We start from the raw sequence: 1,528 nt of genomic DNA, 5'->3' as shown, positions 1-1,528 counted from the left end.
ATACCATTCCATCTAGATTTGTGATCTAATTGCCACATTACATTCCTGAGTCCATTTAGTTTGAAATATACATCAGAGCAATTGCTCGCCCTTTCAAAATCTGAAAAAGATAGTCGGAAGCGTATACGCTTCTTAGCCCTTTCTCATTTTCTTGACGGCAAGAGCCGCACTTATATCGCTGAAATACTCAAAGTCAGTAGGACAAGTGTGAATCTGTGGGTATCCAATTACCTTACCAATGGCCTTGAAGGTCTGGAATCCAAAAAGGCAAAAGGTCGAACTTGCTACCTCACAGAACGGCAAAAGCAAACGCTCTGTTCATACATCGAAGAGCATAGCCAGGATAAACATGAAGGAGGTAGGCTTACCGGGGAAAGTATTTTAGCCTATATTGAGCAAACATTTGGCGTTACCTACCATCATAATGCAATCTATAAGCTGTTAAAATCGTTGGGGTTTAGTTGGATAACGAGTCGTTCTCGACATCCTAAACAACAAACAGGCGTCCAGGATGCATATAAAAAACTTCCTACTGGAAACGATCCTTAACACTCCGGGGCATCTCGCCTTGGATCGCATAGATGTTTGGTTCCAGGACGAAGCTCGTTTTGGCCAGCAAAACACGACAACGCGCATTTGGGCCCCAACGGGAAGTCGCCCACGAGTTGTGAAGCAACAGCAATTTGAATATGCACATTTGTTTGGCGCGGTATGTCCAGCTACTGGCGACACCGAAGCGTTCATTTCGCCCTATGTGAGCAAAGACATCATGCGTCAACACCTGATGCAAATCTCACAGAAAACAAAACCGGGGCGCCATGCCGTGGTGGTGATGGATGGTGCTGGTTGGCATACCGATGATATAGCCGATGACTTTGAAAACCTGACAATTATGAAACTGCCACCCTATTCTCCTGAACTGAATCCCATAGAGCAGGTGTGGAGTTGGATACGGCAACATCATTTAGCGAACAGATGCTTCCAGGGATACGAAGATATCGTTGATGCATGTACCACAGCTTGGAACGATTTCGTCGATGACACTAAGCGAATCATGAATATGTGTTCGAGAGACTGGGCATTACTGACCAAATATTAAGATGGAATGGTATTACTCAGTCAACCGGAAGCCAATATCGAGCTACTGCTACCATGGCAGTTTGCTAAAGACTAGGTGAGATCACCGGACGGATACGTTTTACTGGATATGACCCTCGATGGTTGGGTCTTCATAGGAGTGGTACGACAGTACCAGTCCTAAAAACAAAAAACCCAGCTTTCGCTGGGTTCTTTGTTTTTCGAATTAGGAGCCTGGCGGTGTTCTACTCTCACATGGGGAGACCCCACACTACCATCGACGCTAACGTGTTTCACTTCTGAGTTCGGAATGGATTCAGGTGGGACCACGTCGCTATTGCCGCCAGGCATTAACTTGTATTAACAATTTCGGAAAGCAATGATATTTGTATCAATCAGAGTAACTTCACTACTCTAACTTAAATTCTGATTAGTCAGTCTTACCAACAAC

The 1,528-nt window shown here is 44.8% G+C and carries 1 protein-coding gene and 1 rRNA gene; one reads left to right on the top strand and one right to left on the bottom strand.

Features of this window, described 5'->3' with window-relative positions; all coding sequences use genetic code 11:
• Positions 1-81 precede the first annotated feature (81 nt).
• Positions 82-1,099, top strand: a protein-coding gene (locus tag C6Y40_RS07660) for an IS630 family transposase (RefSeq protein WP_105932858.1) whose coding sequence is annotated in 2 segments (ribosomal slippage) — positions 82-525 and positions 527-1,099 — 1,017 coding nt in all. Because the reading frame shifts where the segments join, the coding sequence is not laid out codon by codon here.
• Positions 1,100-1,309: 210 nt separating this feature from the next.
• Here the strand turns inward: C6Y40_RS07660 and rrf are convergent.
• Positions 1,310-1,425 (bottom strand): 5S ribosomal RNA (gene rrf, locus C6Y40_RS07655).
• Positions 1,426-1,528 lie beyond the last annotated feature (103 nt).

This window comes from Marisediminitalea alba (assembly GCF_002993365.1).
Lineage (GTDB): Bacteria > Pseudomonadota > Gammaproteobacteria > Enterobacterales > Alteromonadaceae > Alteromonas > Alteromonas alba.
Note: the sequence above shows the minus strand (reverse complement) of the source record. Positions and strands in the feature narration are given on the sequence as shown.